This is a genomic window from Corynebacterium jeikeium (assembly GCA_003955985.1).
In the GTDB taxonomy this organism is placed as follows: Bacteria; Actinomycetota; Actinomycetes; order Mycobacteriales; family Mycobacteriaceae; genus Corynebacterium; species Corynebacterium jeikeium_D.
Genome location: CP033784.1, coordinates 682,116 through 702,713, shown reverse-complemented (window position 1 = coordinate 702,713; position 20,598 = coordinate 682,116). Strand labels below are relative to the sequence as shown.

20 protein-coding genes and 1 tRNA gene are annotated in these 20,598 nt (G+C 58.1%); 6 read left to right on the top strand and 15 right to left on the bottom strand.

Going from position 1 to position 20,598, the window contains the following annotated elements; all coding sequences use genetic code 11:
• Positions 1-489: 489 nt before the first annotated feature.
• Positions 490-735, top strand: a complete 246-nt coding sequence (locus EGX79_03120; GenBank protein ID AYX81264.1) for a hypothetical protein — start codon at positions 490-492, stop codon at positions 733-735.
• Positions 736-1,156: 421 nt separating this feature from the next.
• Here EGX79_03120 and EGX79_03115 read toward each other — a convergent pair whose 3' ends face one another.
• The 12 genes from EGX79_03115 to EGX79_03060 all read right to left on the bottom strand — a co-directional run bounded on the left by EGX79_03115 (position 1,157) and on the right by EGX79_03060 (position 11,491).
• Complete coding sequence (locus tag EGX79_03115; GenBank protein ID AYX81263.1) at positions 1,157-1,711, bottom strand: hypothetical protein; 555 nt, start codon at positions 1,709-1,711, stop codon at positions 1,157-1,159.
• 618 nt (positions 1,712-2,329) lie between these two features.
• Positions 2,330-2,965, bottom strand: coding sequence for a DNA-binding protein (locus EGX79_03110; GenBank protein ID AYX81262.1), 636 nt, complete (start codon positions 2,963-2,965; stop codon positions 2,330-2,332).
• Between the two features lie 582 nt (positions 2,966-3,547).
• Positions 3,548-4,891: a hypothetical protein gene (locus tag EGX79_03105; protein ID AYX81261.1), complete on the bottom strand. Its 1,344-nt coding sequence runs from the start codon at positions 4,889-4,891 to the stop codon at positions 3,548-3,550.
• Positions 4,891-5,517: a hypothetical protein gene (locus EGX79_03100; GenBank protein ID AYX81260.1), complete on the bottom strand. Its 627-nt coding sequence runs from the start codon at positions 5,515-5,517 to the stop codon at positions 4,891-4,893. The genes EGX79_03105 and EGX79_03100 overlap by 1 nt, the downstream gene beginning before the upstream one ends.
• A 3-nt stretch (positions 5,518-5,520) precedes the next feature.
• Complete coding sequence (locus EGX79_03095; GenBank protein ID AYX81259.1) at positions 5,521-5,886, bottom strand: hypothetical protein; 366 nt, start codon at positions 5,884-5,886, stop codon at positions 5,521-5,523.
• A 2-nt stretch (positions 5,887-5,888) separates the two neighbouring features.
• Positions 5,889-6,143, bottom strand: a complete 255-nt coding sequence (locus EGX79_03090; GenBank protein AYX81258.1) for a DNA-binding protein — start codon at positions 6,141-6,143, stop codon at positions 5,889-5,891.
• Between the two features lie 265 nt (positions 6,144-6,408).
• The gene (locus EGX79_03085) at positions 6,409-6,786 is read right to left on the bottom strand and encodes a hypothetical protein (GenBank protein AYX81257.1); all 378 of its coding nucleotides are present in this window, start codon (positions 6,784-6,786) and stop codon (positions 6,409-6,411) included.
• A 4-nt stretch (positions 6,787-6,790) separates the two neighbouring features.
• A complete protein-coding gene (locus EGX79_03080; GenBank protein ID AYX81256.1) occupies positions 6,791-8,044 on the bottom strand; it encodes a site-specific integrase in 1,254 nt (417 codons plus the stop codon).
• 179 nt (positions 8,045-8,223) lie between these two features.
• A tRNA-Ala gene (locus tag EGX79_03075) sits at positions 8,224-8,299 on the bottom strand.
• Between the two features lie 165 nt (positions 8,300-8,464).
• Positions 8,465-9,196 carry a hypothetical protein gene (locus tag EGX79_03070; protein AYX81255.1) on the bottom strand — a complete coding sequence of 244 codons (732 nt, stop codon included), beginning with the start codon at positions 9,194-9,196 and terminating at the stop codon, positions 8,465-8,467.
• Positions 9,197-9,340: 144 nt separating this feature from the next.
• Positions 9,341-9,781 (bottom strand): DoxX family membrane protein, encoded by a 441-nt coding sequence (locus EGX79_03065; GenBank protein AYX81254.1) that lies wholly within the window; start codon positions 9,779-9,781, stop codon positions 9,341-9,343.
• Between the two features lie 54 nt (positions 9,782-9,835).
• Positions 9,836-11,491: an alpha-D-glucose phosphate-specific phosphoglucomutase gene (locus EGX79_03060; protein AYX81253.1), complete on the bottom strand. Its 1,656-nt coding sequence runs from the start codon at positions 11,489-11,491 to the stop codon at positions 9,836-9,838.
• Between the two features lie 341 nt (positions 11,492-11,832).
• On the opposite strand from EGX79_03060, the gene EGX79_03055 reads away from it, so the two are divergent.
• From EGX79_03055 to EGX79_03045, 3 genes are all read left to right on the top strand, one after another.
• Positions 11,833-12,198 (top strand): CrcB family protein, encoded by a 366-nt coding sequence (locus tag EGX79_03055; protein AYX82699.1) that lies wholly within the window; start codon positions 11,833-11,835, stop codon positions 12,196-12,198.
• The gene (locus tag EGX79_03050) at positions 12,195-12,620 is read left to right on the top strand and encodes a CrcB family protein (protein AYX81252.1); all 426 of its coding nucleotides are present in this window, start codon (positions 12,195-12,197) and stop codon (positions 12,618-12,620) included. Before EGX79_03055 ends, EGX79_03050 begins: the two co-directional genes overlap by 4 nt.
• Before the next feature lie 69 nt (positions 12,621-12,689).
• Positions 12,690-14,117, top strand: coding sequence for a sodium:alanine symporter family protein (locus tag EGX79_03045; GenBank protein ID AYX81251.1), 1,428 nt, complete (start codon positions 12,690-12,692; stop codon positions 14,115-14,117).
• Between the two features lie 38 nt (positions 14,118-14,155).
• Here EGX79_03045 and EGX79_03040 read toward each other — a convergent pair whose 3' ends face one another.
• Positions 14,156-15,229 (bottom strand): PDZ domain-containing protein, encoded by a 1,074-nt coding sequence (locus EGX79_03040; protein AYX81250.1) that lies wholly within the window; start codon positions 15,227-15,229, stop codon positions 14,156-14,158.
• Between the two features lie 139 nt (positions 15,230-15,368).
• On the opposite strand from EGX79_03040, the gene EGX79_03035 reads away from it, so the two are divergent.
• Positions 15,369-16,847, top strand: a complete 1,479-nt coding sequence (locus EGX79_03035) for a hydrolase (protein AYX81249.1) — start codon at positions 15,369-15,371, stop codon at positions 16,845-16,847.
• A 4-nt stretch (positions 16,848-16,851) separates the two neighbouring features.
• On the opposite strand, the gene EGX79_03030 is transcribed toward EGX79_03035, so the two are convergent.
• The gene (locus tag EGX79_03030) at positions 16,852-17,382 is read right to left on the bottom strand and encodes a M48 family peptidase (protein AYX81248.1); all 531 of its coding nucleotides are present in this window, start codon (positions 17,380-17,382) and stop codon (positions 16,852-16,854) included.
• Positions 17,383-17,450: 68 nt separating this feature from the next.
• Here EGX79_03030 and EGX79_03025 point away from each other — a divergent pair, with 68 nt between their 5' ends.
• On the top strand, positions 17,451-18,386 hold the full coding sequence (locus EGX79_03025) for a bacteriocin biosynthesis cyclodehydratase (GenBank protein ID AYX81247.1): 936 nt from the start codon (positions 17,451-17,453) through the stop codon (positions 18,384-18,386).
• A 26-nt stretch (positions 18,387-18,412) separates the two neighbouring features.
• On the opposite strand, the gene EGX79_03020 is transcribed toward EGX79_03025, so the two are convergent.
• Positions 18,413-20,545, bottom strand: a complete 2,133-nt coding sequence (locus tag EGX79_03020) for an ATP-dependent DNA helicase UvrD2 (GenBank protein ID AYX81246.1) — start codon at positions 20,543-20,545, stop codon at positions 18,413-18,415.
• Between the last annotated feature and the right edge of the window lie 53 nt (positions 20,546-20,598).

Genomic DNA, 20,598 nt, shown 5'->3' with positions numbered 1-20,598 from the left:
TGTCTTGGGATTTCTCAAACCGGGTGCGCGCACCTTTTGACGTCAGCCCGGACACTTTTGACGATGCCCTATAGATTTTGACGCCTGTCCAGAACAGCCCCACTACCCCGCTAGCCAACACCTAATCACGTCACACGAAACACCCTGAAACGCCGATGATCGCGCCTACTCAACGCCCTATCCACTCAAGAAACCACGTTTGACAAGACAAAACACACTCCACGTAAGGCAAACAATAAGACGCCCACTTTGTATCAAAATGAGCGTCTAAATGGTGGAGCTAACGGGGCTTCACAAACTAAGGGCATTTACCCAGGTAGACGGCTTAACCGAAAAAATAACCGTTCGGGCGTGCCAGATATGTGCCAGATTTTCCAAAAAGCGCCCCCAAAAACACCTAGAAAGGACCGCCACATTTGACCGTCTACACCGAACACACATACAGCCCACACGCTACCAACCACTAGACCAAAAGAACGGAAAACCACTATGTCCACCTACACCGCCCACGCACTCCGAGAACTACAGGAACTCACCGCAAGCATTGTTTGCCCCGAGCTCCCGTTAGCCGACGAGATCAACGACGGCACGCCGCTCACCATTGAGCATGTGAACACCCTCACCGACACACTTAGCCGCATTGCCGGCCGTGACACACACAAGGAAGTTCAAATGGCTCTTGAAGCTGCCCGTGACGCGCACCGAGCCGCGCCGGGCGATACCAACAACAGCTAAGTCATTAAGCGACCGGCCCGAGCCTGCTAAGTGTAAGAATCACCCGGTTTTTACATAATCGCAGGTTGGGGCCGGTGCTGTAGAACGCCCTGTAAGCGATTAAGGGGTGTTAGGGTACGTGCTCCCGTCGTTTAACCGCTTAGAATCGATTTGCGAACAGGGGTTTTGCGCAGGTCAACGAGGGTAAGCCCCACATGCGCACGGAAGCTAACTCGACTGGGGAAATTCCCCAGTCGGAAACGAGGGTAAGCCCCACATGCGCACGGAATTTTTACACCGGCGTAAAATTCACCGAGACAAAAGCGCCCTACCACCAGCACGCAGGGGGGGGGGAGTGCGCCGCCAGCAGTAGGGCTATCGCCACAGTCTCACAGTCAACAGGGGCACCGACAGAATAACCCGGCATGCGGATTACCGCGCGCTAATCCCCGTACTCCCCTACCCACGCTGGCCCAATATCTTCAACACGCACACCAGTAGGCAGAACAGCCCAAAACACCCGAGACATAACCGGCCGCTCAATCACCGAGCCGCCACCATACCGTTCATTCCAGACCTGAATAGTAACCCGCACCTTGTCCGGGTAATGCTCTTCTCCCCAGCGGTCCGTATAGCGGGGCACCCAACCTTGTAGCTGCTCTTCCGCCGCAACCACAGCCCGCCGTACAGCCCCCTGGTCAATGATCTCTAGCGGGATACGGTCACGGCCCGGCGCGGTACGTCGCTTAGTGGGCACCCATTCACTCCATGACAGAGAGGATTCAACTAGCCCCCGCTTTTCTAAGCTCTCCATAGTCTGCAGCACTTGCCGGGGTGAACGGTTTACGGCTTTTGCCACCTCAGTGGTCAACATGGGCAACAGAAACACGTCTTGCCTGCCAGGGTGGGCCGTTATCCATTTTTGCAGCTCTGCGTAAGTGTGTGTGCGTAGTGCTGTCAGTATTGCCCGCTGAGTAGTGCCTAATCCCTTGCCCATGCTCTAACCATACCGACTAGAGGGAAATCTAACACTAGGAAGAATACTTAGGGCTAAGCGCCGTCCGCCTGTTAGCGCTTGCCGAATGGCGATTTTTCCAGGGCCTCAATCGCACGCGCCCGCTGCGCATACGCCGCCACAATCTCTTTCGCAGGCTTAGGCTCCATTGCTTCCAGCGACCGGATCAGCGCCGTGAGCTCATCAAACTGCAGTTGCCACTTACCAGCTTCCAACTTCATGCAAACACCTCACATACCCTTTACGTTTTGACACCGATAGTTTACGGCAACCCCCACCCTTAAAACAGCCCGCCACCTGCAGCAACCGCCACCGAGTAGCAGCGACCCGCCCCCTGTTCTTGGGCCTGTTCACCACCACAAGCCACCGGGGGAGGTACCGCAACAACGCAGTGCCCTTTAGCGCCATGGACACCGCCAGGGATACCTCCCCACCCGCTAATTAGCACCACAAAACAAAAGGAGAGAGAGACAAGCAAGCACAGCGAACCGAGAGAGTCGCTGGCTAGGCACCGCCCTAAGATTTCCGGGGGGCCGCACACCTCAAGGACACATGCACCGAGTACAGACTGCAGCACACGCCCGGATTATCTAGCACCGACTACCCTGCCCGGCGCGCCGCCATTTCTTCTTTCACCCTCAGCACGTCGCTAGTCCTGTAGGTCCACTTTTTGCCGTTCCAGAATCCTTGTAGTTTTCCAGCGCGCCGCCAATTGCGGACCGAGGTAGCGGACACGCCGCACCAGGTTGCGACCTCTACCGTGCTGCCTGCTGGTGGGTGCTTTTCAGGTGGATTAATGGCGTTCTGCAGGGTATCGGCATACAGCTCTATCTCATCGAGCCAACTAACGCCGTTACTGCCTGAACGCAAAGACCACCAGGAAGCTGAGGTAACCCACTGCTGCGCTGCCAGTTGACTGCTGTGACCTGCTAGCCACCAAGCAAGTGCCCCACCGCTGCGATCGCGTGGAACGCCTGCAATGCCGTCAGCACGCGCCTGCAGCACACCGCACTTGAGTAGATCTTGCAGCTCTATCGACAACTGCAGCCAAGACAGATTACACGGTGGTGTTGAGCGTGGATTACGCCGCCTGATTTCCCCGAACCGAGCGACACGGCCATGACCGCCGATAAGGTCATTAAGGTTTTCCGCCATGCGCGCAATAGTGGTTAATGCTGTGGCGAGTCGCGTTTCTATCGCCTGCAACTCAGATGTGTTTGACGTGTGAACCATCATGTTTTCATACTAGTTCACTTCACAAACGTTTTCGTGTGATGTTGAGCCGCCCCACACTGCCACCTGATGCCACTCACCGGAAAAATGCGAAAACGGTCAAACCCGTACACGAACAGCGCAGCAACGCCCTCCGGCCGACAAGGCAGACTGGGGAGGGGGGGGGCACCCCCTGGGCCTGGAATCCCACGGCCAGGCGCAGCCCTAGCGCCATTGCCAACCGGGGGCCATGCGCCCCGGGGGAGGGGGTTGCCCCCTGGGGTATAAAACTCCAGACCTGTAACCGCCCCTCACACCTACGCCACCGGGGGCCGGGACCAGCTTCACGGAGGGGATAGCCCCCAGGGGTCTTTCACCACAGGACCGCCCGGCGCGCCGGGCTGCTCCCTTTAGGCTAGGACGTCCTTTTTTCTTACCCCCTGTCCTAAGTGTCCTAAGTGTCCTATGTGCTGGTCAGGGCGTTTTTTGGTGTCCTATGTGGTGTCCTATGGTGTCCTATCTTCGTGTCCTAGGTTAGGACGGGTTAGGACGGTGGTTAGGACGCTGGAAACCACCGCCTACCTGGGGTTAGGTCGGTTAGGTCACTTAGGACGGGGTGTTAAGTGAACTCACAAAGTCCTGCCATGTTTCGCCCTTGCCGATAATCCAACACTGCTTATCGACGTAGCGAATAGCTTTAGCGTGTACCAGTTCCGCTAGCATGTCTTCCGCGTCTTTACGCCACCTGCGCTGAGGATTAGTAATCTCACTTACACGCACCTGCTCACTACCCTTTAACGCCTCGTAGACCAATTGGTGAATGCGCTTCCTACGTGCTGCATACTCTGCTTCTTCACGTGTCATCTGCTTGACCACGGCTGAGGCCTGCAGGCGTTCGTTACAGGACTCACGTACTTTCTTTGAGTACGCTATGAGCGCGCCCGCACGCCGCCAATCATCATCGGTAAAGCCGCGCTCTTCCGCATGCCCTCTAAACACGGCCAGCAGTGCAGCGATACGCACCCGAGTTAACAATAGGTGCGAGTCAAGCCCGCCTGTATAGCCTTTAGTGAGCCGCAACCTGCTGCGCTGCTTCACCTGCCTACTGGCCTTATCGCACGCGCGGATTACCGTCCCCGCCTTAGGGAATTGCACCGCGTCCAACTCTGGCCCAACCTTAGGCAACTGGCTAGGCACGTTCGGATCTAGCAGCTCCGTCCACATGAACCGGTGGGGCAATCCATCATCGGGGTTATCCAGCAGCGCCCCTACCCTGCCCCGTTGGGCTCCGATAATCAGCCCGGTGGAATACGTGCCCCCGGCTATGGTGTCCACACTGTTTTTCGTCGCATTGCCGACCGTGCTGCCGCTGTAGAGCTTCAGCAGGTTTTGCCTAAGCGTGGCACCGTCGCGCTTCATCAATGTTTCGGCGTTGCTGATTTCCGTCTCCGTGAACAGCACCCGGGGGTTAGGTTTAGGGGCCGGGTCATCTTTGTCCGGCGCGGGTGGCATAAACGCGGATACCAGTGATTCACCCGAGCCTAGCGGCCGCTCTTCCAGCCCCGCGGGGAAACTGGTGCGGACCAGTGGGTAGGCCTTAGTAGACCGATTGATTACCGTGTCCTTGCCCATACCGGAATCACCAACCAGCACAAGATAGGCGTTCAGTGGTGTGGGGCCCAGCCCAGCGTTAACGGTAATAGGGTGGCTTGCCGCCGCAATCCTGGTCAGCGTCACAAGTAGGAATGCGATCGGTGGCACGTAGTGAGCGCGGGCGTAATCCTGTAGGTGCTCGAGCGCGTCTGAGCCGTCGAATACGTCCCTATGTAGCTGCGTCCACTCTTGTGCGGTTAGTACCGAGTCCAGCGGAATATCCGCGCCGACCCTAGCCGCGGTTGCTTCCGCGCGCTGCATTGTCTGCTTCACGTCGCTTGCAGTCATCTTAGGCATTAGGCCACCCCCTGAGCTGGAGAGTAAGCCCGGACCTGCTGCCCGTTGATCAGCGCGCGTTGCCCTGCTGCCTGCGCATACAGAACGCGGTCCACCACTTCACCAGTGCCGACCAAAGTTGCTTCGTCTAAGCAGCGTTGGATACCCGCCTGGGCTTGCACCAGGGACGCAAAACCAGACTGTTCAACCAGCAGGCAGGCCGCAACATTAATCAGCCCAAGCTCAGCGAAACACAGTGCTTTATCGGCGCGGTAGCAGCCACTTCCGGTAATCCGCTGCATTACCCGGACGCTCACCGGGCCTTGCCGCTCATGCAGCCGCTGGCCGAACTGCACAATGTTGATAGCCTCCTGGCCCCGGCCCGTCTCCAGCAGCTCCAGGACACCACCTAGCAGCACCTCAAACGCCGGTTGATACAACCTAGGGAACGCCTGCACGGTTAAGCCGCGCCGGGCGATAGCGAACTGCGCGGTTTCCGCCGTACTGGAGACAAGATAGGCAAGTGTTTGTACCGCAAAGGACTCCCACACGCTAGGTGTTCCCTGCCCTACTGGGTTAGTATGGCGGTAGAAACTTGCTTGATTGTCCCCGTGCTGGCCCGGCGCGGGGATATTCTTTTCAGCCATGGGTTACGCCACCTCCCCGCCGTTGTCGATAGCCGGGTGGGTTACCGCACCACTGGGGTGCATACAGGTGGTGAACGGACGTACTCCCGTATGCCGCACGCCGTCGGTATCGACTTCTTCATACGGCTCTAGCCCGGTAACACGCAGGGGGATGTCATTGCTGTAGTGCGTGGCTGTATCAAGCCGGTGTACCCGGACTTCATACGCAAGGATCTTCTTCAGGGTCTCCAGAACAGTTACCGCAAGGTCTGCCTGTTCGGGCGCGCTCATATCGTCTGAGAGTGTGTACAGCGCTTCTATGGCCGCGTCGATTAGACCATTTTCATTGATGTAGGCCAGCGAATCGGCTGGGGCGTAGTTGGTAGTCATTGTTACGCCACCACCTTGCGGGTGGCGCGGGACTCCATGAGGGCATCGAGCTCGAGCATGTCCACACGCAGGGTGCGGGGCGTCGGATAGTAGCCGACGAGCTCCCCGGCGTTGATCATGCGCCGGATAGTCTTTTCGCTGATTGCCCAGCGGCCTGCAGCGTCTTTTACGCTACCCATAAGCCGGGGCTTCAAATTACGCGCCAGGCGCGCGTTGGATGTGGCGGTGTTCGCTGTGGTGCGAGACACATTAGACATGAGTTCTACACTCTTTCCCACGTACCTATTTTGGGTACGAGTAGTAATCCCCAACGAATCGGGGCTTTACTACAAAGCGCCGCATTTAGGCGCTAGGGACAGTAGAAACTCTGCCATCCACCGTCTTAGTCCCGTTCTTAACGGCCCTGCACTCCGGAATCGGAGTGGACTGGCTTCACTACAGTGATACGGCTCAAACCAAATGTGAAGAACTTCTTTCACCTTATCATGGCCTCACATGCTCGCGTCAGGACTGCACTGGCCGCTACATTCCGAGCGCACGCCTTAGAGCCGAATACTGAACCTCATAAATGTCCTCGCGTATTAGCGCGTCTAGTATCGGCGCCAGCTTTTCCTCACGAATGCGGAAGTCAGGGAACACCACATACCAGGACTTCTTAGGCCTCCCAGAACCCCGGTCAATATGGTAGTCCCTCCAGAGCTGTGAAGTCCGTTGACGGGGGCCCACCACCCAATCTGGGATGAAATCATCCCCCCAACGGTTCACAACTGAGATTCTCCACGACACGCGCCCTCCAATGAGTCGAAGCCCACATATTAGGTCTCCCATGATGTACCGCCCATCAAGTACGCGAATAGTCAAACCGTCAAGCCGGTGCCGCTCACTTTTCTTTTCAGCCATATCTCTACTCCTGCCCTGCCCGACGCGCCGCCGTAACCGACACGTCCACCACGTCCATAAGCTCCGTTGTCCGCTCAGCCCGAACCTGCATATAAATGCCCATAATCACACTCAAATCATCATCACCGAGAATGCGGCCAATCTCTTTAACATGCGCACCCTCTTCCGCAAGCCGAGTCACCAACCAGCGCCTACCCGAATGCGGTTTAATCCGCTCAGACACACCCGCCCGCTTAGTAGCACGATCCAACACCGACCGGTAAGACGTATCCATAACAATTTCGCCCGCCCCGGTGGTGGTGAGCAATCGCGCCGGACGCGTGCCGCCGCCGAGCTCATCAGCCAGATTAAGCGCCACCGAGTCCGGGACTACATGCTTAGCCAGGTGCTCCCACAACAGCGGCACCATTGACGGCATAAAGGGGACCTCCCTGTTACCCGCCTGGCTCTTAGGCTTTTGCACCAGCATGTACGTGCTACCGCCGTCCGGTGTAATCCGCTGAGCATTCTGCCTAACCCGAATCGAGTACCGAGGGGCATACGGCACCGGCACATCGCAAATAACATCGTCCACTTCCAGAGCGATTGCTTCACCGATACGCAAGCCGTGGAACAGACACAACACGGTTAGCAGTTTGTAAGACGGCTTCATTGCAGACACCACGGCATGCAGCTCTTCCGTGGTGGGCAGATACGGTAATTCCCGCTCTCTACGCCGTTTAGCGGCCGCAATCTCTACCGGGCTGCGGTCTATCAACTCACGTCGCTGAGCTTCATCACACGCCGCTTTAAGCCGCACATAGGCCTTGTGGTTGGTTTCCGGGGTGTCATACACGCGGGTGATACCGTCCCACCACGAATAAACATCGGCTTTAGTCAGTTCCACAAGGGGAATACCAGCAAGCCGGGTAATGTCCGGGTCCACATCACCAGGCGGCCGCGGGTCAGTAATGCGGTTGCGGACGGTACGCCGGTAGATCTGCAGCGTGGACGCGCGGACCGTAAGGCCGTCGTGATACTGCTCTAGCCATGCTTCCACGGTAAGGGCGTGGCGCTGCTGCGCTAGCTGCTCTTCCGCCGCGCGCTGCTCTGGTGGTGTCCACTCATTGAAACTGATTAGCTTTTCTTCTTCATTGAGCCAACCCTGAGCAAGGCCGCGGGTTTTGAAAGTGTCAGGGGCTTTACACTCCTGCCCCCGGTAGGTGTAGCGAGCCTGGAATCTTCCAGACTTGAGTTTTCGGATACTGCCGAATGCCATTGTTTCCGCCTGTGGTGGTCATGTCGGGCGTGCCAGATTTGTGCCAGATATGCCAGATTTGTGCCAGATTCCAGTCTATCCGAGTCCACAACAGGACATTAATCATGTAGACTGAAACCAGTCGCTACCAGGGTAGATACAAGAAAACCCCCGGTCATTTCGACCGAGGGATTTCATACTGGTGGAGCTAACGGGACTCGAACCCGTGACCCCCACACTGCCAGTGTGGTGCGCTACCAGCTGCGCCATAGCCCCAGAATCAACACCGAAGCGGCTTACACCCTCCGTTGTGGACTCCTCAAAGGCTACATGGCGCTGTCATATATCACCAAATCCGCATGTAGAACACGCTTTTACATATCCTTCTGGCGCATCCAACAACATGACTTAAAGCTGAACTTCACAAAGCCCACAAGAGAACTAGCGCAGAGCCAGCTCGACCCACTCTCCCAGGCGACCGTCTTCGGAGATGTCTTGCAGAATGTCCTTACCATCGACAAAGACGTGCGGCGAGGAAACCTTGCCCAAGCGCTTCTCAAGGTCATCGAAGTTGGCGTTTGCACTTGCCTTGGCCTCGGTGGTGTCGATGCCGGAGCGGACTTCGCTGACAATATTGTCAGCAACACCGAGCTGCTCCAGACGGTCAGCCAGCTCATCATTGTCCCACGTGACGGAGTTCTGCTGGTCAGCCATCATCATTGTGTGGAAGTTCCAATATGCGCGAGCATCCCCGGTCTCAGCAATCTTGCGGGCAATCGCGAAGGCGCGAGTGGAGTGGCCGTCACGCTGCTCCTTCTCCTGACCATCCAGGAAGTTCAGCGTGCGGTATTCAGCGACTAGCTTGCCGTCGTTTAGTGCCTTGAGCTCATCATCGTGGCCCTCTTCGCTCATTTGAGCACAGTAGTGGCACGAGAAGTCCTCAAAAATCGTGGCTGTTTTAGCCCCTTCGGCGCCGTCCTTGCTCAGTCGGATGACATCGCCGTCGAGTGCGACGGAGAAGTCGACGTCCTCATCTGGCAGCCCCTCAATCGGCTGCGACCGGCCGATGTAGATAACGCCACCAATAACAACTGCAACGACAGCAAGAAGAGCAATCAGGCCGACGACGAAGCCACTGCCCTTTTCATTTGGGTTCTTAATCTTCTGACTCACACCGCTTACGATAGCGGTGTTTTCTTGCCAATGACACAATTGCGCCTGAGAAAACGGAAATGGTTACTAGGCCTATCACTAGACCCACCGCCTTGACCCCAGCCCCTTGTCCCTTCCCTCAGACTTCAACCTCTAGCGCGCGGGCTAGGCGTAAATGGCAAACTTCTTCCACGGCCACACGTACACAAATGCAGCCAAGGCCAGAAAACCTATATCTCGGGCGATTTCCGTCAGATACGTAGCGGGGCCAGCGTTCTCATCGTAGCCACCGCCACCAAAGCAACCGCAGTCAATCTGCAGGCCGCGCGCCCACGCCGAGATAATGCCGCCGATGAACGCCAGTAAGAGCAACCCCGACAGCACTGCTACCGGACGCAGGAAAAGCCCCAATACCAGTAAGAGTCCGAGGATGACTTCGAAGGCGGGCAGCGCAACCGCTACCATCGGCACCAAATCGCTCGGCAACAGCTCATAAGCTTGCACTGCCTGACGCGATTCCAGCGGGTTCAGCAGTTTGATAAGACCCGAGTACAACCAAACTGCAGCCAGGCCGAATCGTGCCACCACGCCTACGAAATTCTTCATGCACAGAAATGTTAGTACAGGCTAACTGTTTACAGCTAGCCCAACGGCTATCAATTACCCGTTCAGAACCGCGGAGACCACGTCCTGTGCCTCAGCCTGAACCTGGGCCAGGTGGTCCGCGCCCTTGAAGGACTCCGCGTAGATCTTGTACTTATCTTCAGTACCCGACGGACGTGCCGCGAACCATGCGTTTTCCGTAACCACCTTGAGGCCACCAATCGCAGCGCCGTTACCCGGTGCTTCGGTCAGTTTGGCTGTGATGGTCTCCCCAGCCAGGGTGTCGGCCTTGACCTGCTCTGGCGAGAGCTTCTTCAGGATTGCCTTCTGCTCACGGGTTGCGTCGGCATCGGTACGGGCGTAAGCCGGGGCACCGTACTTATCGGCGAGCTCTGCGTAGAGCTGCGATGGAGTCTTCTCGGTCACAGCCCTAATCTCGCTGGCCAGGAGGTCCAGGATGATGCCGTCTTTATCGGTGGACCACACAGTGCCGTCGTGACGCAGGAACGATGCACCAGCGGATTCCTCGCCACCGAAACCGATGGTGCCACCGAGCAGACCAGGGACGAACCACTTGAAACCGACCGGCACTTCCACGAGCTGGCGACCCAAATTGGCAACGACGCGGTCAATCATCGACGAAGACACCAGCGTCTTACCGACCGCGGTCTCCTGCGACCAGCCCGGACGGTGCGCGAAGAGGTAGTCAATGGCAACGGCCAGGTAGTGGTTCGGGTTCATCAGACCCGCGTCCGGGGTAACAATTCCGTGGCGATCCGAGTCCGCGTCATTACCTGTGGAGATGTCGAACTTATCGCGGTTACCAATCAGGGACGCCATCGCATTCGGCGAGGAGCAGTCCATACGAATCTTGCCGTCGGTATCCAGCGTCATAAAACGCCAGGTCGCATCGACCAGCGGATTGACCACAGTCAGGTTTAGGTTATGCGCATCGCCAATTGCGCCCCAGTAATCCACCGACGCACCGCCCATCGGGTCAGCACCGATACGCACGCCGGCATCACGGATGGCGTCGAGGTTGACAACATTCGGCAGGTCCGACACGTACGCATTGAGGTAGTCGTGCTTTACGACGAGGTCTCCTGCCTTATCCACCAGCTGGCGCTTAACCCCATCCAGGCCCTTAGCCAGGTATTCATTGGCACGAGCTGCAATCCAGTCCGTCGCATCCGCGTCCGCCGGACCACCGGTCGGCGGGTTGTACTTAAAACCACCATCTCGTGGCGGATTGTGGGAAGGGGTAATCACGATGCCGTCGGCACGCGCGGAGCTATTACCCGTCGGACCGCCCTCCACGTCGCTGTTGTACGTCAGAATCGCGTGGCTGACGGCCGGAGTCGGCGTGTAGCGATCCTGAGCGTCAACCATCACGGTAATGCCGTTGGCCGTGAGCACCTCGAGGGCGGAAATCATTGCCGGCTCGGACAGGCCGTGGGTATCGCGGCCGACGTAGAGCGGACCTTCAATGCCCTGGCCCTTGCGGTAATCCACGATGGCCTGGGTGGTGGCGTGAATGTGGTCTTCGTTGAAAGCGCCGTCGAGGGAGGAACCGCGGTGACCGGAAGTACCGAAGACGACCTTCTGGTCAGGATTAGTTGGGTCCGGGTGCTTTGTGTAGTAGGCAGTGACCAGTTCCGCGACATCGATAAGGTCGGATGGCTGGGCCAATTGCCCGGCGCGCTCATGAGCCATTGTGGGTATCCTCCTGCTAAATCAGCGAACTGCGCAACCGCCGATTTCATTGCCGACCAACCGGCCGGGACAAGGAAACCGAACTTAGATGCGCTTCCTCTTCCCAGTGTCCCCGTTTTAGGGCCAACGCGCATGGCCAGAACCACTCGGTAATGCAAACTCGCCCCTGCAATAGGGTGCATCAGATAGATTGCCGCGTGCCGACGGGAGCACCTTCTCGAGAGGATTCCGGGCTGCCGGCACCTGTCTCCTGTCTCCCCTTTAGCCGCTGTGCTAGCGTTTGCCCTGTGAATGAGGAATCTGTTGCTCCGAAGCTGCCATCAGCAGGACGAGCGCAGGTTCTGACAGCTCTGGCCGTGGCCGGCGGCGCCGCTGTTGGCGCAATATGTCGCTTTCTGTTCGGAGCGGCGATCGATGCAATCGTTGGCTCGGGAATTAGCGCAATCTCGACGACTGTCATCAACTTACTGGGCTGCCTTCTCTTCGGTCTGGTCAGCAGTATCGCGTTTGCTAATCCCCGGCTCGCCGCTTTCTTCGGCACCGGCTTTTGTGGCGGCTTCACCACCTTCTCCGCCTTTGTCATTCTCCTGTTGGCACAGGCCGACACGTCAGTCGCTCTTCTTATCAGTGTTGGGCTTATTCACCTGCTGTGCTGCCCTCTCGCCTACTGGCTGGGCACCAAGTGCGCACGGAAGGTCGCGGAATGACCGGCGATCTCCTCGACTCTTTTTCCTCGGCGCTGTCGGCCATCCTCGCTATCGCACTTGGCGCGGCAGTAGGTGGAGCGCTGCGCTATGCGCTGGCCGAACTTGCGGTGAAGTGGGCTGATTCCAAATTGCCCGGAACGTGGACCGCGAATATGATTGCCTGCTTCGTCGCCGGTGTCGCTGCTGTGGTGTGGTCGCGGGGAACGTCGATAAGCAATGGCATGACGCCTGCCCTGGCCTATGCGACGGTAATGATTGGCTTCGCCGGCGGCCTGTCGACGTGGTCCACACTCGCCGGAGAGATCGTACGCCTTAAGAACCAACACTTTTGGAGGGCATGTGGCTACCTTGCTCTCACACTGATTGGCGGAATAGTTTTTGCTTTCGCCGGAATGTGTTTACCCCCACTTGTGGCGAATTAGTAGCACAATAATCATTTTCTGAGAATTTAATGATCGGATTTAGGCTTTCTACCAGTAAAGTTCCACAGCATGGAAAGCTTCAGCGATTTTGCCTCAGCGGCGGATAGTTTTATTTGGAGTCCGTATCTCCTGATCCCCGCGCTGATCGGCACCGGAATCATTTTGACCATTCGCCTGGGTGCAATTCACCTGGTCAAACTCGGCCCGGCACTGCGCCTCGGACTCATCGACCGTAACGACGAAGACGCCGAGGGAGATATCACCAACTACCAGGCGCTTGCGACGGCTCTCGCGGCAACAGTCGGTGTCGGCAACATTGTCGGTGTCGCTACCGCGATCGGCCTGGGTGGACCCGGTGCGCTGTTCTGGATGTGGGTGACCGGCCTGCTTGGTATGGCATCGAAGTACTCCGAGGCATTCCTGGGTGTGAAGTACCGTCAGGTCGATGCAGCTGGCGAACAGTCCGGTGGCCCGCAGTACTACCTGCGCAAGGCCATCCCGAATGGTTTTGGTAAGACGCTCGGTATTCTCTTCGCCGTCTTTGCTGCGCTGGCAGCGTTTGGTATCGGCAACCTGACCCAGGGCAATGCCGTGGCCTCGAACCTGGAAAACAGCTTCGACATCGATCCGACGCTCTCCGGCATGATCATGTTCATCCTGGTAGGTGCGGCGCTGATGGGTGGCATTAAGTCGATTGGCCGCATCACCGCCGGCTTTGTGCCGATGATGATTGTGCTCTACATCGGTGCGGCCGTGTGGGTGCTCGTCGCCAATGTCTCGGCGCTGCCCGAGACCTTCAAGCTCATCTTCACCGATGCTTTCACCGGCACCGCGGCCGTTGGTGGGTTCGCAGGCTCCACGCTCATTCTCGCCCTGCAGATGGGTGTTGCCCGCGGCCTGTTCTCCAACGAGTCGGGCCTGGGTTCCGGTGCTATCGCCGCTGCCGCCGCATCGACCACTCACCCGGTTCGTCAGGGTCTGGTCTCCATGACTCAGACCTTCATTGACACCATCATCGTCGTGTCCTTCACCGGCCTGGTTATCATCAGCACCGGTGTTTGGCAGGATGGCAACGTCGACACTGGCGCTCTGACTGCTGAGGCATTCTCCCGCGGTCTACCTGGCCACTGGGGTGGCACAATCGTCACGCTGTCGGTTGTCTTCTTCGCATTCTCCACCATGCTGGGCTGGTCCTACTACGGTGAGCGCGCATTCGAGTCCCTGGTCGGTCGCCGCGGCACCGGTCTCTACCGTGCGGTCTTCACCTGCGTAGTCTTCGTCGGCGCTGTTACTCATCTGGAAACCGTCTGGTCCGTCGCCTCGGCTCTCAACGGCCTGATGGCGCTACCGAACCTCATCGGTCTGATTGTCCTGTCCGGGCTCATTGCGCGCGAGACAAAGGCCTACCTCAAATTTGACCCGCAGTTGCGCGCAACGGCGGCAGAGATTGATAAATGGCAGTCTCAGCAAAACTTCGAGGCCTTCAGCAAGAACTAGCTGAAACTAGCAGCTGCTCGTAGGGACTACGACAAAAACTACGAGCAGGTCTGCGCGGTCTCCGGCTTTTCGATTGCCGCAAGCGCGTCGTCAAGCACAGAGACCTTTACCAACTTCATATCGCCTCGGTCGGCAGTCACAGCCTCTGCGCAATTGCCTTCCGGCACGAAGAACATCTCGGCGCCCTCATCTCGGGCGGCCGAGATTTTGTGTGTAATGCCACCGATTTCGCCCACGTTGCCGGCAGCGTCAATAGTGCCGGTGCCAGCGAGGTGCTGCCCCTCGGTCAAATCGCCTGGACTCAGCTTGTCAATCACTCCGAGCGTCATCATGAGCCCCGCAGACGGACCTCCAATGCCGCTGAGCTGGTACTCAACCTTGGTGTCGTCCGCGGATTGCGCCCCCATCCCAACGCCGAGCAGCGCGGCATTCTTCTGATGCGGATTTTCCGCCAGTGTCACAGAAACATCAACGGCTTTCTCGGGGTCAGAGTCCTCGCCCTTAGTAGCCTTCTGCTTATCGACGGTCGCAGGCTTGACCCTCAACGTGACAGTATCGCCCGGGTTGCGTCCGGCAATAATCGCCTTGACTTGCTCAGGCTTGCTTACGGCCACCCCATCCACGGCGAGAATCACATCGTCTTCATGCAGTCGCCCATCGACGGGACTATCCGGCACTGTGTAGGCGACGGTGACTTCCATCGGCAACCCGAGATGTGCCAGCGCAGCGGAGGTGGCGTTGGCCTCTGACTCGGTGAATGCAGCCTTGTTCTCCTCTTCCACCTCGTCCTGACTCTGGCCCGGAGGGAAGACCGCCTCAATGGGGACGATATCGTTGTCACGATCGAACCACAGGCCAATGACCTGCGGCAATGTCAGGTTATGTCTGACTGCGACGGTTGTCATATCCAGCGTGCCCTTAGAGAGTTCGGAGTCCGCAGCACTGCCACTGACCGAGATAATGCTCTTGCCCTCGACATCGCTGAGAACATCGAAGACCGGGCCAGGCCCCTGCGCGGCATAGGGCACTGTCAGCGTTGGCAGCGAGAGCACAGTTGCCAACGCGGCGATGGGCACAGCGCCCGCAACAAGAGTTTGGGTACGACGATTCACAAATAACACCCTACATTCTCGCTATCTGCCTACTGGACACCTGATGAATCTTGTCCGTGTCTGTTCGCTGGGCGCGAAGTTGCCAATAAAGTGGTGCTTTTAAGTACTCACGCGGGTCATTGCCCGGTACGGTGGGAGCATGAGTTCTAACGGATTTGGCTTTGGTCCGAACGACAATGATGACGATCGCGACGACGCTGGCAACAATGACTCCGGTCAGGGCGGTCAGGGCGGCCAGGGCGGTCCTTTCGGTTTCTTCGGGTTTCCCTTCGGTGGCATGGGCGGCGCCGGTGGCTTCGGTTTCGGCGGCCCCGGGCAGCCCGGCAGCGGCGCCTCCGGCAAGGGGGACCAGCCGAACTTGGGCGATATTCTCAACCAGTTCGGCGAGATGTTCTCCGGCATGGGGCAGCGATTCCAGGAGTCTAACTCTGGCCCTGTCAACTACGACGCGGCCGAGCGCGTTGCGCGGACCCGTCTTGGTAACCCGGCTCCGGTGAAGGACTCGGCCCGCGAGGCGCTGACTGATTCCCTGCGCCTGGCCGAACTGTGGCTAGATGACGTCACCTCCCTGCCGGCTGGTGTCAACCGCGTAGAAGCGTGGAATAGCCTGCAGTGGTTGGAGAACACCAAGTCGACATGGACTCGCCTTGTCGATCCCGTCGCCAGCCGCATGAGTGATGCCTCCCTCGAGGGCGTTCCAGAGGAAGCTCGCGAGATGATGGGGCCGATGCTGGGCATCATGCGCCAGATGAACTCGATGAGTTTCGGTACTCAGCTAGGAAATGCGCTGGCTGAATTGGCACAGACGAGCCTGACTGGTTCTGACCTCGGACTGCCACTACACACCACTGGTGCGGCGGTACTGCTGCCAACGCATCTCGTCGCTCTCGCGGAGGAACTCGAGGTTCCAGCGCGCGATCTGTTTATCTACGCCACTGCCCGCGAAGCTGCCCACCAACGTCTCTTCGACCGCGTGCCATGGCTGGCTGAACGCATGATTTCCTCTGTCGAGGAGTACGCTGCCGGCATCGTCATCGACTACTCCGCGATTGAAGAGGCCGCCCGCGGTCTGGATATTGAGAACATGCAGGATCCGCAGCGTATGCAGGAAGCTATGAGCGAGCTGCAGAATATGGATCTGAGCCCGAAGATTCGTTCTCGTAACGAGAATGCTCGTACTCGTTTCCAGACGCTGCTAGCACTGGTCGAAGGGTGGGTGGACATGGTTGTCACCGATGCCCTCGGTGAGCGTCTACCGGGTGCCGCACAACTGGATGAAGCCTGGCGTCGTCGCCGCGCCACCGAAGGTGCTGAACAGGCACTGGAGAAGGCCACCGGCATTGACCTCGGATCCCCCAAGGTGCGTGAGGCAACCAACTTGTGGCACCGTCTGACCACCGCTGTGGGCATCGAGCGACGCGACAAGGTCTGGGATCACCCGGACTTCCTGCCCGTGGCAGAGGATTTGGATGAACCCGCGGCCTTTATTGACTCGGTTCTTGGCGGCTCGGAAAACGATGACTTCGACCCGATCGCAGAGCTTGAAGAGCAGCTGCGCAAAGAAGCCGAAAAGCGCGCGGCTGAGGGCAACGACAGTGACGCCGACGACGATAAGTAGCGAGTTAGCTCTGGGTTCCCCAGCGTTGATACGCCTCTAAATAGCCCCGTGCCCGTTCGTGGTACGGGGCTTTTGCCGCCCAATACCAGAACTCTTCGGTATGACCACCGTCGACGAAAGTGTGCACCAGTTCGTGCACAATGACATCGTCGAGGACGTACCCCGGGACGTCGGCAAGCCTGTGCGAAATGCGAATGCGCCCAGGACTATCGACACCGCCGGTGACGGATGCCCACCTGCGCGACATGTTCTTGACCCATTTGATTGACTCGAACCGCGGGCGATCTTCCAGCACCGTACGAGAGAGCAGCCGTGCGCGGCGCTCCAGCTCGGAATTATCCAGGTTGCTGCCAACTTTCTTCCGCACTCGCGCAACAATTTCATTGACCTGCTGTTTTTCCGCAGCGGCGCTGAGATCGTCCGGAACCATGACAATGATCCGGTTTCCCTCCGCGCGGGCGGACACAGTACGGCGGCGGCGCTTCGAGCGCCGAACCTCAACATCCGGGCCGTACTCAGGTCGCTTGGTGCTCATGCTTTTTAAGCGTATATGCTCTGCGCTGCGATTGCGTAAAAGCTGGCCCCGGGGTAAAAGATATTTTTATGGGGGAATACAGGGATACGTCTCGGGGGCGGGATGGTACGGCTGGCGTAATAGGTTCGCACGCACCCGCTGCACAAACACTTGCCGCGCCTGCCACGGACTACGCGCTGCGGCCGGAGGTACCGATTGTCATGCGCCCAGGCGCGCGGATTCAGTTCGGCGTGGAACCGGAGCGCAGCATGATTCTGCCGCTTTCCGACGGCACCCCGCCGGGGCCTGTCTTCTCGGCGCTTCTTGCAGCTCATAGAGGTAGCACCTTAAGCGAGGCCTTTACTGACAGTCACGACAAACTGTCACCGCAGTTCATTACCGCACTTATCTCCGACCTTCACCGAGCCGCGCTGGTCCAAAAACCACCGACACGGCGGAGGATTACGCTGATTGGTCGGGACAGCTTGCGCACCGGACTTTTAAAGGAGCTTCGTCGCACGGGTTGTGGTAGTTGGACGACGGCAATGTCGCCCACCCGCAATGCGACGCTGAAAATATCTCAATCCACACCGGAAGAGATCGGGCTCGCGGTGGTCACGGGCATGGAAGTACCGAGCATGCCCTTGGTTCGCGCTCTGTTTCATCGTGGAATTGAGCATCTGCACACGCATTTCCGCGATGGGGCACTGATTCTTGGGCCACTTGTTCAACCAGGTCAAGGACCCTGCTCGATGTGTTTCGAAGCTTATCGACGAGACCGCGACCCCGTCCGGGCACTGATTGCGCTACAGCTTCGCACTTTTACGCCCGTGGCCGCACCGGAATGGCTGAACACAGCGGTGCCACTGTTGGTTGGGCAGCTGCGGCGGCCGGATCTCTCAGATCTATGTGCAACGGAGGTGCGCATAGATCTGGAAAGCCTCGATATCACTCGCACTACTGTTGCTCCCCACCCGCAGTGCCCAGTGTGTGGTCATGGAAACTCGCAGATGCAGTTCATGTAATTCGAAGTGCCTTGAGCAGAATCTGACTAGGAATTCACGAAAGAATTGACGATTCCCAAGATGCCTTCGCCGAAATGATTGAGCTTCGCTTCTCCAATTCCGGGAATCTGCAGAAGTTCCTCCGGCGTAGTCGGCTGCTGCTCACCGATGGCCAGAAGGGTCGCATCGGAGAAGATTACGAATGCGGGGACCGTCATTTCCCTCGACATTTCCAAGCGCCATGCACGCAATGCTTCCAGTAGTGCAGGATCCGCACTGACTGGGCACTCTTCACAACGCCCTGAAATCCGCTCGGCATCGGTGTGCAATGGCTTAGTACAGCCCTTGCACTGTTTGGACTGCTGACGCTTACTGCGGGAACTAGAGCTCCTTGAGCTTCGCTGTGCCTCAGCCGAGTAGTCAGAGACATCAATGTCGAGTTCATCGAGGAATCGTGTGCGGCGACGTGACCTGCGGCCGCCTTCTGTCCGCGACAATGACCAAGATAGCTCCAGATGTTCGCGGGCTCGAGTAATGCCGACATAGAACAGACGGCGCTCTTCTTCGATGGCTTCCGCCCCCTGCGCAGGAGAACGGTCGAATTTATTCAGCGCATGTTGGATAGGCAGCGAACCGTCGGTAAGCCCAACGAGGAACACCGCATCCCACTCCAGCCCCTTGGCTGCATGCAGGCTAGCCAGCGTCACGCCATCCAGCGTCGGTGGATGTTTGGCCTGCTGCCGAGTGTGCAATTGGCCGAGGAGCGCCTGGATATTGACCTCGGTGTTGGCATGAACGATGTCCTTACACAGGTCGAATAGGGCGCGCAGTGACTGCCAACGTTCCCTGGCACCAGTGCCTTCCGGCTCTTGGTCAGTCATGCCAAGACCCGCGAAAACCTGCTTGACCAAATCCAACAGATTCGTGCCCTGCAATGTCGGAACAGTCCGTGAGGAACGGGAAACTCGCACAAGTGCTGCGATGGCATCGCGGATCTCGGGACGCTGGTAGAAACCGTCCCCGCCACGAACCTGGTAGGCGACTCCTACCTCGGACAAAGCCTGCTCAAAAACTGCGGACTGTGCGTTAATCCGGTACAAAACGGCAATCTCCGATGCCGGCGTACCCGCGTCGATAAGTCGCTTGATGCTGCGCGCGGTCGCGCGAGCTTCCATTGGCTCATCGTCGTACTGATTGAAAGTCGGCTCCGGGCCGTCTTCACGCTGCCCAATCAGCTTCAGCCGCGAGCCGGCGATACGTCCCTGCGCACGGCCGATGACATTGTTAGCCAGACCGACGACCTGTGGGGTCGATCGGTAGTCCCGCTGCAGGCGGACCACTGTGGCTTCCGGGTAGTCCCGAGAGAAGTTCATCAGGTATTGCGGAGTCGCGCCTGTGAAAGAGTAAATCGTCTGGTTGGCGTCCCCGACAACTGTCAGGTTGTCACGGTCTCCCAGCCAGGCGTTGAGAACTCGCTGCTGTAACGGGGTGACATCCTGGTACTCATCGACGACGAAGCACCGATACTGGTTGCGGAATTCCTCCGCCACTGCACGGGAATTCTCCATCGCACCGGCGGTGTGAATGAGTAGGTCGTCGAAGTCGAGCAATAGCCCGTCCGGGGTGGTTTTTATGTCCTCGTAAGCGCGATAGCAATCGACAATTTTCTCCGCAGACAGAGGCGCCGTGCGCCCATGCTCCCGCAGCGCGGCTTGGTACTGATCCGCACCGGCCAGAGTGGCCTTCGCCCACTCAATCTCGCCCATGACATCTCGGATTGTTTCCTTAGAGGTGTCCAGGCCCACTCGACGTACTGCTTGGGCGACAACACGGAATTTCTTGTCATCCAACAGCTGCCAGGGCATATCACCGGCGACTTGGGGCCAGAAGTAGCGCAGCTGGCGAAGTGATGCCGAGTGGAAAGTGCGCGCCTGGACTCCAGGCGTTCCCATCTTTGCCAGGCGGTCGCGCATCTCCCCTGCGGCACGCGAGGTAAATGTCACCGCTAATACCTTTTGCGGCTGCACAAACCCCTGGTCAATGAGGTACTTGATGCGATGAGTAATTGTTCGGGTCTTACCTGTACCGGCTCCGGCAAGAATGCACACCGGCCCCATCGGAGCCGTGGCTGCCTCACGCTGATCTGGATCCAGCCCAGCTAGATATTCCGGCTCGTTCACATCCGCCTCTGAGTAAGTCAAAAGTTGTTAGACCCCATTTTTAAACTTGTCGA

What these genes read in the sequence shown, in the direction of transcription:
- EGX79_03030 (AYX81248.1), bottom strand. Translation starts at nt 17,382, where the DNA reads ATGAGCACCAAGCGACCTGAGTACGGCCCGGATGTTGAGGTTCGGCGC.
- EGX79_03085 (AYX81257.1), bottom strand. Translation starts at nt 6,786, where the DNA reads ATGGCTGAAAAGAAAAGTGAGCGGCACCGGCTTGACGGTTTGACTATT.
- EGX79_03105 (AYX81261.1), bottom strand. Translation starts at nt 4,891, where the DNA reads ATGCCTAAGATGACTGCAAGCGACGTGAAGCAGACAATGCAGCGCGCG.
- EGX79_03060 (AYX81253.1), bottom strand. Translation starts at nt 11,491, where the DNA reads ATGGCTCATGAGCGCGCCGGGCAATTGGCCCAGCCATCCGACCTTATC.
- EGX79_03100 (AYX81260.1), bottom strand. Translation starts at nt 5,517, where the DNA reads ATGGCTGAAAAGAATATCCCCGCGCCGGGCCAGCACGGGGACAATCAA.
- EGX79_03050 (AYX81252.1), top strand. Translation starts at nt 12,195, where the DNA reads ATGACCGGCGATCTCCTCGACTCTTTTTCCTCGGCGCTGTCGGCCATC.
- EGX79_03035 (AYX81249.1), top strand. Translation starts at nt 15,369, where the DNA reads ATGAGTTCTAACGGATTTGGCTTTGGTCCGAACGACAATGATGACGAT.
- EGX79_03090 (AYX81258.1), bottom strand. Translation starts at nt 6,143, where the DNA reads ATGTCTAATGTGTCTCGCACCACAGCGAACACCGCCACATCCAACGCG.
- EGX79_03025 (AYX81247.1), top strand. Translation starts at nt 17,451, where the DNA reads ATGGGGGAATACAGGGATACGTCTCGGGGGCGGGATGGTACGGCTGGC.
- EGX79_03115 (AYX81263.1), bottom strand. Translation starts at nt 1,711, where the DNA reads ATGGGCAAGGGATTAGGCACTACTCAGCGGGCAATACTGACAGCACTA.
- EGX79_03045 (AYX81251.1), top strand. Translation starts at nt 12,690, where the DNA reads ATGGAAAGCTTCAGCGATTTTGCCTCAGCGGCGGATAGTTTTATTTGG.
- EGX79_03080 (AYX81256.1), bottom strand. Translation starts at nt 8,044, where the DNA reads ATGGCATTCGGCAGTATCCGAAAACTCAAGTCTGGAAGATTCCAGGCT.
- EGX79_03095 (AYX81259.1), bottom strand. Translation starts at nt 5,886, where the DNA reads ATGACTACCAACTACGCCCCAGCCGATTCGCTGGCCTACATCAATGAA.
- EGX79_03110 (AYX81262.1), bottom strand. Translation starts at nt 2,965, where the DNA reads ATGATGGTTCACACGTCAAACACATCTGAGTTGCAGGCGATAGAAACG.
- EGX79_03120 (AYX81264.1), top strand. Translation starts at nt 490, where the DNA reads ATGTCCACCTACACCGCCCACGCACTCCGAGAACTACAGGAACTCACC.
- EGX79_03065 (AYX81254.1), bottom strand. Translation starts at nt 9,781, where the DNA reads ATGAAGAATTTCGTAGGCGTGGTGGCACGATTCGGCCTGGCTGCAGTT.